General features: G+C 50.4%; 4 protein-coding genes. All 4 read right to left on the reverse strand.

Annotated elements, in window-relative coordinates; genetic code table 11:
* A partial coding sequence (locus ACWPM1_RS14710; RefSeq protein WP_455695646.1) for a GMC family oxidoreductase occupies positions 1-1,568 on the reverse strand: 1,568 nt, incomplete at its 3' end.
* 465 nt (positions 1,569-2,033) lie between these two features.
* On the reverse strand, positions 2,034-3,584 hold the full coding sequence (locus tag ACWPM1_RS14715) for an MFS transporter (RefSeq protein ID WP_455695647.1): 1,551 nt from the start codon (positions 3,582-3,584) through the stop codon (positions 2,034-2,036).
* 6 nt (positions 3,585-3,590) lie between these two features.
* On the reverse strand, positions 3,591-5,024 hold the full coding sequence (locus ACWPM1_RS14720) for an aldehyde dehydrogenase family protein (RefSeq protein ID WP_204994444.1): 1,434 nt from the start codon (positions 5,022-5,024) through the stop codon (positions 3,591-3,593).
* 117 nt (positions 5,025-5,141) lie between these two features.
* Entirely contained in the window at positions 5,142-7,892 is a 2,751-nt protein-coding gene (locus ACWPM1_RS14725; protein WP_455695648.1) for a TonB-dependent receptor, read from the reverse strand.
* Positions 7,893-7,949: the final 57 nt, after the last annotated feature.

Below are 7,949 nucleotides of genomic sequence, written 5' to 3' on the forward strand. Positions count from 1 at the left end.
CCTTTTTCGCCGATCATGATGGTAGGCGCATTTGTGTTTCCCGATACAATAGAAGGCATGATCGAGGCATCGATAACGCGTAGGTTCCTGATGCCCCTCACCCTAAGTGATGAATCGACAACCGCCATCGGATCACTGTCCGGACCCATCTTGCAGGTGCCAACCGGATGATAGATCGTATCGGCACGGTTTCGAATGTCCTCGATCAATTCATCATCATTATTGCTGGCGGTCGCATATACCGGCTTGCCTCTAATCTCATCGAATGCAGGAGCCTGTAAGATTTGTTGCGCGCGTTTGACTCCGGCAAGCAACGTTGCGACGTCACGCTCATCCTTTAGAAATGCTGGATCGATGAGCGGCGGCGTTGCCGGGTTTGCGTCGGCTAAAGTCAAATTACCATGACTCTTGGGTCTGAGGACACAAACGTGGCAGCTAAATCCGCCGCGGCCGTGCCGTTTTAGTCCGTGTTGATCGACCAATGTGAAGGCAAAATGCAGCTGAATATCCGGCGAACGCTCATCCGGATTGGTGAAATAGAAGGCACCAGATTCATTGAAGTTCGTCGTCAAAATACCGCGCCTTCCGGCAAAATATTTGAATTGGTTCCACGCAACACGAAACACCGAGCGCGCATTTTTGCCCAGAACATGCTCGCTGTCAGATTGGTACATTAAGCAGAAATCTACATGGTCGTAGAGGTTCTCTCCGACACCAGGAAGTTCATGAACCACCTTGATTTTATGCGGATCCAACTTGTCCTTGGCGCCAATGCCCGAAAGCAACAGCAACTGTGGGCTTTGGAACGCGCCGCAAGAAAGAATGACCTCCCGCCTGGCTTTGATTAGCTGCAAGTTGCCGTTTAACTTGACCATCACGCCGGTCGCCTGACCGTTTTCAACCAGAACCTTCTCGACAAATGCTTGTTTGAAGATGGTTAGATTCTTGCGCTTTTCAGCTGGCGTAACATAGGCGAGCGCGGCTGAGCAGCGCTTGCCGCGATCCTGCGTCAACTCATAATAGCCAATGCCTTCCTGAGTTTCGCCGTTGAAATCCTCATTGTAAGGCAGCTGGCAATCCATGCCAGCCTTAATGAACATGTCGTTGAGCGGGTTGGGGCTGCGCGGAGGGGACACGGTTAGGGGGCCGCCCTGCGCGTGATATTCGTTCGCACCCTTAACCCTGTTTTGCGCCTTCTTAAAGAATGGCAGCACCTCTTCGTATGACCAACCCTCATTCCCCAATGCCGCCCAGTGCTCATAATCTTCCTTGGCGCCGCGTATGTATACCATCGCATTTATTGAAGAAGAACCACCCAACACCTTGCCGCGCGGTTGATATCCGCGCCGACCATTCAGCCCCTCCTGTGGCACGGTTTCGAAGCTCCAGTTATGCGGGCCTTTGGGGACCGTGAAGGCGAAGTTGAATGGAATCGAAATCAGCGGATTATTATGAGATCCTCCAGCTTCGAGGAGAGCAACTTGATACTTTCCATTCTCTGACAATCTACTGGCAACTGTGCATCCCGCAGATCCAGCTCCCACCACGACAAAGTCGAATTTGTGCATCCCTCGGTTCCTTACCCATATTGGTGTGCAGCGATACAAAGTCACTAGGCACACTTGCGCAGCAGTCCAAAATCCCAATGTTGGGGCTAATCTGGCACTTCATTTTGACAACTCAAAATAGTCGCAGGTGAGCTAGATGGTCACTGACATTCTTTTTCGAATTATGTGCAATTTCGCTCAAGCGCGATGAAATGATTGAGAAGTGCACGGATCAGTGTTGCCACTTTCCCGGCACCTCGACAGCCGGTAGGTAAACGGATCCACCACGGTTACACACTTGCTATTGCGGACGTTGGGCGGCAGTTCACAAGGACTGTAACTGATATAAATCCAGCCCTCGTCTCGTATCACGCTTCGCAACGCCTGGGCTTGAGAAACGACCCGTCGAACCTGCCAATCAAGTTGCGGCCAGTTCGCTAGTCTTGGCAGAACCGTGTGGTCATAACTTGGCCGCTCAAGCGCCAGTCACTTTCCTGCGGCTGCACCCTTGCCATCACTGCCAGCATCTGGATGAGCGTCGTACTTCGGCGATTCAGGGCTACTTGCAGCGGCTCTCATTTTCAGTTCTCGCAAATTTTCCTCGTGGGATTCCCTACTGATATTGTAGTTCATCAGCACAGCAAGCATGACGAGATAAATACCCGTCACTATGGGCACATAATACGCACCCAAACTCCAGATGGCTTCGTCGGGGACTGCGCTCGCGTCGACCTGTCTTGGAAAGCTCGCCAGATAGAGCACAAAAGACGCGATCAAGATCCCAAGCCCCTGAACGCTCTTTTTCGCAAAAGTTATGGCCGCGGCCAATATCCCTTCAGAGCGCCGCCCGGTTTCCAGTTCTGATTGCTCTGCCAAATCGGCAAGCATCGAGGCGACCAAAATATTGAAACAAATTATTAGGCCAAGATCAACGATCCCAAAAATCAGGTTAAACCAGAATATGATCGGATCGCCGTTAGCCGGGAGCATATCAAACAGGCGCATACAAATAGGAATTGGCGCCGCCACAAACGCCACAAGCCCCACAATGATCGCGCCGTTCTTTTTGCCCATACGCTCAGAAACGAATGGCGCAATCTTAAAGCCGATAAAGGCCGACAGGAAAATCCCGATAGAAAGATAGCCGGTTTCCGCGGGCGTGAATTCCCAGAAATAGGAAACAAAATACAGATGCAAAGAGGCTTTGAGACCCAAACCCATAGCGCCGAGCATCGAAGCGGCAAAAATCGATACGAACGAGCGATTGGCAAGCGTTTCAAAAATCTCTTTGAAGATTTTGGGCACTGTAAGTTTGCGTTGTTGGGGCGGGCTATAAAGCGTTGGAATTCTTGAATGCGTGCCCGCCGATGACACCATAATAGAGATAAAAATCAACACCGAAGCGATAACGCCATAGGCAGTGTAAGGCGCCCGCGAGCTTACTGCCTCGGACATGGAGCCGGTTACGAAAAGTGGAAAGACAATGAAGAACATGGCGATGTTCATGAAATTGCCGCCCGACCAGGCAAAGAAATGAGCGTAGCTGATGAGCCTGCTTCTATCGTTGTAATCCTGAGTCAATTCAGGCGCCAAAGCTATATTGGGCGTTTCAAAAAATGTGATGCCGGTCCGTATCAAGACGGATAAACACAACAGATACCAAAAAGTCTCTGTGTCAGAGAAGCTTTCGGGGGGCATCCAAACTAAGAAAAAACACAGCGCAACCGGAATCGCAGCTCCATACATGAAAGGATGCCGGCGCCCCCATCTGGAGCGCAGATTATCCGACCAATAACCCACCAATGGATCGCTTACCGCATCAAAAAGCAGCGATATAAACAGAGCCAGCCCAACCAATCGGGGATCCAGGCCCACAACCTGGCTGTAAAACGCCAAGAGGTAATAATCGAAGCCGTTGGATTTGATACCAAAGGCCATAGCGCCCATCCCGTAAAAGACGCGCGTGTGCCAAGGAAGCGGTGGCGTAGGAATTGGCGATTGCGAGATTGGTTCTAACGGTGGATTAACGGTCGCCATGCCAATCTAATTCCTGATTTCTGAGCCGAGGACAGATTTGTATTCCAGAAATTCATCAAATCCAATCTCGCCCCATTCACGGCCATTGCCTGACTGCTTATAGCCGCCAAATGGTGCGTTGAAATCCGCATGGGCCGCGTTCACGAAAACTTGGCCCGTGCGCATCTTTCGAGCCACTTCGACAGCTTCTTGATGTTCGCCCTGAACATAGCCGGACAAGCCATAGGGCGAATCATTGGCGATCTCGATCGCGTTATCAACCGTGTCGTATGCAATGATGCTCAGCACAGGTCCGAATATCTCTTCTCGTGCAATTGTCATATCATTGCTGACATTTGAAAAGATCGTTGGCGCAATAAAATAGCCGCTCCTAACACCATCGGGCCTGTCTGCGCCGCCGGTTTCCAGCTTGGCGCCTTCTTTGACACCTTCTGAAATCAGCCGCACAATTTCTGCATGCTGACGTTTCGTCGCAATCGGGCCGATAGCCGGCGCCGGCGCATCCCAACTTGTCGCCAGCGGGATGGATTCGGCGACCTCAACTGCAATTCTAGTGGCCTCTGCCACTTTGTCTGACGGAACCAGGAGGCGCGTGCCCGCTGTACAAGTCTGGCCCACATTACTCATAATCCCTTGAACAGCCCTGCCAACAGCATCCTTCAAATCGGCACTTGGCAAAACAATATTGGCTGACTTGCCGCCAAGCTCGAGCGATACTCTTTTGATCGTATCCGCCGCTGCCTTTGAGACGTTGGCTCCGGCCATCGTAGACCCAGTAAAGCTGACCATATCAACATCTGGATGCTCAGCTATGGACGCACCCACTACTCTACCAGGTCCATTGACAAGATTGAACACACCAGGAGGCACACCAGCTTCGTGGATAACCTCAGCCAGCAACAGTGAATCCAGGGATGTTTGTTCAGCCGGCTTCAGAACGATCGTACAGCCTGTTGCCAATGCCGGCGCAACTTTGCACGCAACCTGGTTCAACGGCCAATTCCACGGAGTGATCAACCCGCAAACGCCAATGGGTTCGCGTCGTATGGCTGTAGTGCCTTGAATCTTCTGAAACTCAAAACTCTCCAGAACTTTGGCCGCGGTTGAATAATGGGCAATGCCGGCCGGGACTTGCGCCCTGCTTGACCACCAAGTTGGTGCTCCCATTTCCATGCTAATTGCTTCTGAAAACTCGTCAGCTCGAGCTTTGATTCCAGCCGCAATCCGTTCCAACATGGCCCTGCGATCTTCAACGCTAGATTGGGAAAACTCCTTGAACGCCTCCCTGGCTGCTGCCACCGCACGAGCGACATCATCTTCTCCACCGCCAGCAACGGTTGCACAAACTGTTTCGGTGAGGGGATTCACAACCTCAAATATTGACGGATTCAATGGATCAACCCATTCGCCGCCGATATACAGTTTGCTGTGTATTTTCATTTGATATGCCTCTTCTATGTGCTGCTTGCTCAGTCAAAAAAGTTGCGATCAGACTTTCGCCTGATCGCTAGTCTTTGCTCACCAAATTCCCAGCATCTGGTAGAGCGGAGAGTTCTACTAAAACTTGCCGCGCAGGGTCAGTCCATAGGTCCGTGGCTCTTGGACAAATGCACCACGTGCTCGCTGGCCAGAGAATCCTCTCTGCGGAATATGGAATGTCAAAAACCTTGTCCGCACATCAAAAAAGTTGCGAGCCCAAGCCTCAATGGTGAACTTCTCATTTGCAGTTCTAAAACCAAGGCGAAGATCCAACTTCGCGTTCGATTTCTGGATATCAAATGGTGCCGCAATGGCGGCTGCCACCGCGTCCCGTACTTGAGCTTCGGTCGTCAGACCAAAGGTCGCAGGTATTTCAGTAGGCAAAGTACTGGTGCGCCTTTTTGATTCATAACGAACCGAGAAACCTGCGAACATCGAGGCGCCGCTTGTGTTAATCTCGGTATCAACATTGGCACCACCAATCACAACCAATTTTGGCGCATTCGTGAATTGCTGACCGCACAATGCAGTGACAGAGCCGTTGAAATTCGCATCTGTCGGATCAAATGTGGTGCAATCATCGGGATATTTGGCGTCTGTATAAGTGGCAGCCAGGTTTAGGGATAATGCGTCAGACAACGCATAGGCTGATTCAAATTCCACACCCTTGGAGCGCGCTTTATCGACATTGAATGTGCTAAACCTTGTGCCATCAAATTCCAGCACCTGAAAATCCGAAAGATCAGAATAGAACAAGGCAATATTTGCCCAGGCCCGGTTGTTCAGGAATACGGATTTGAAACCCAATTCAAAGGCATCAATTTTCTCTGAGCGGAATCGCGGATCTGCACCGCCAACCGCAGCGGAAACATCAAGGTTAAATCCACCGGACTTAAATCCATGCGTAAATCCACCATAGACGAAGGTTTGATCTGCAACTTCGTAGCTTAAATTTGCAGTATAGGTGAGCTGGTCATCCTTGAAATCTCTGTCAAATGGTTGTGGGATTAGATTCAAGTATGAAGTCACAAATGTATTTGCCGCGTTCGTATTTGCAAATTGGGTGAAGAAATTATTTGGGTCGCTAGGATCATATAGACCGGAATTGAATATCCAACAGTTCGATTGAACAACTGATGCCAGTCGTGCGGGTCCCCCTGCGCCAAAGAAACCATTCGTCCCATTGTACAGACCAAAATTAGGTGAAGTTAAGCTTGTCAAATTGTTGAATGTTGCCTCGCAGGCGTTGTGCTGTCCGGGAACTTGGTGGCCGACTTGGGCATCTTTCTTTTCAGTGATGTATCGAGCACCAAGCGTCAGATTTAGCCCGTCAGTAAGCTCCAGCACATTGTGAGTGAAGACCGAAAAAGAACTGCCATCTTGCTGTGCCCTTGGCGCGGCATAGTCGCCAGCTGCATCTACGCCGTTAGAAGCAAAATTTAGCTCATTGAAATCTGCAAAACCAAACGCACCGACGCTAACGCCCGCCTGCATATCCCGCAAAAATACCAAAGCATAACGTTGATCGATCTTCTCATGCGAATAGTATGCCCCAATTAACCAATCCAAACTGTCTTCAAAGGCATTCCCTTGAAGCCTGAGCTCATGCGATGTCGACTTAATCGTGGTGCCGTTTAGCGCATCCAAGTCCACATTTGGTAAGATAGCTTCAGCTTCGGGGCAGGGACCAACAGCGTATATTTCAAGCGAAGTGTAATCGCCGCGACAAGAATCAGCATTCGATTCGCCATAATAACCTAGATAAGAGAGGTTTGCGAAAGGCAATTCCACATCATACGTGGCGCCAACATTCCAACCGTTATAAGGGTTGGTATAGTTGCTGTCGTTCGCCAACCCTTCTTTTAGGGCTCGGCGACCAACAAAGTCAGCCCCTGCTGTTCCGCCAAATGCAGAAAATGGTGCCGAGTTAGCCTGAATAAAGGGTGAGTGATTCAACCACACCGCCGAACAACATTGATCATCCCCTCGAGAATAACCAGCAAATAGACGCAAAACGCCTGCATCTTCTAAGTCAAATAGCAACTGTCCGCGAACGGAAGATCGGTCTATCGAGCTAGAATCATATCCGTCCGGGCCAATAACATATCCATCACGCACAGCATGCGAGCCAGAGACCCGAAGAGCTACTTTTCCTTCAGAAACCGGAACATTAAACCCGCCGCGAACCTTGAACAGATCGTAATTGCCGGCGGAAACATCGAAGAATGCTTCTGTATCATCAAGGTTTGGCTTGTTGGTCTTTATGACCAAAGCGCCTGCCGAAGTGTTGCGACCAAAAAGCGTACCCTGCGGGCCCCTTAGGACCTCAACTTGCTGAACATCATTCAATTCACCAAGGACCGCACCTGGGCGCGGGATGTAAAACCCATCCACAAATGCGCCGACCGAACTTTCAATACCAATATTGTTACCGGTGGTTCCAATCCCGCGCAAACGAAGCGTCAGCCCGCCAGTCGTACTATCCGAGGAGTTCATCTGGTAGCTAGCGGCGGCCCGCTCCAAATTTGTAATGTCTGAAACGCCGGTACGCACCAACATTTCGGCATCTACGACTGTAACGGCAATCGGCGTCTCAACAATGGACTGTTCGCGCTTTGTAGCGGTGACGATTATTAGATTTCGGTCGCTCTCTGGTTCGCTCTGCGCTTGCGCAGAAGGGGCCTCCTGCTGAATATCATCATTTGCCGATGCAATCCCAGGCGCGCCCATATAGCCAAGGGCGGATGCAATCAAAGCAAATCTTGAGGTTTTGCCCCAAAAATCAGATTGATCGCCCAAGTTTAGTTTGTTGCGATCGTTGTTGCTCAAGATACCCTCCTCAGGTGCCGCAAAATAATTTTGCTTATTTCTATAGCTATCAGAGCA

It is taken from the genome of Tsuneonella sp. HG249 (genome assembly GCF_053819205.1).

Coding starts and splice junctions, on each gene's coding strand:
- ACWPM1_RS14715 (WP_455695647.1), bottom strand. CDS start 3,584: ATGGCGACCGTTAATCCACCGTTAGAACCAATCTCGCAATCGCCAATT.
- ACWPM1_RS14720 (WP_204994444.1), bottom strand. CDS start 5,024: ATGAAAATACACAGCAAACTGTATATCGGCGGCGAATGGGTTGATCCA.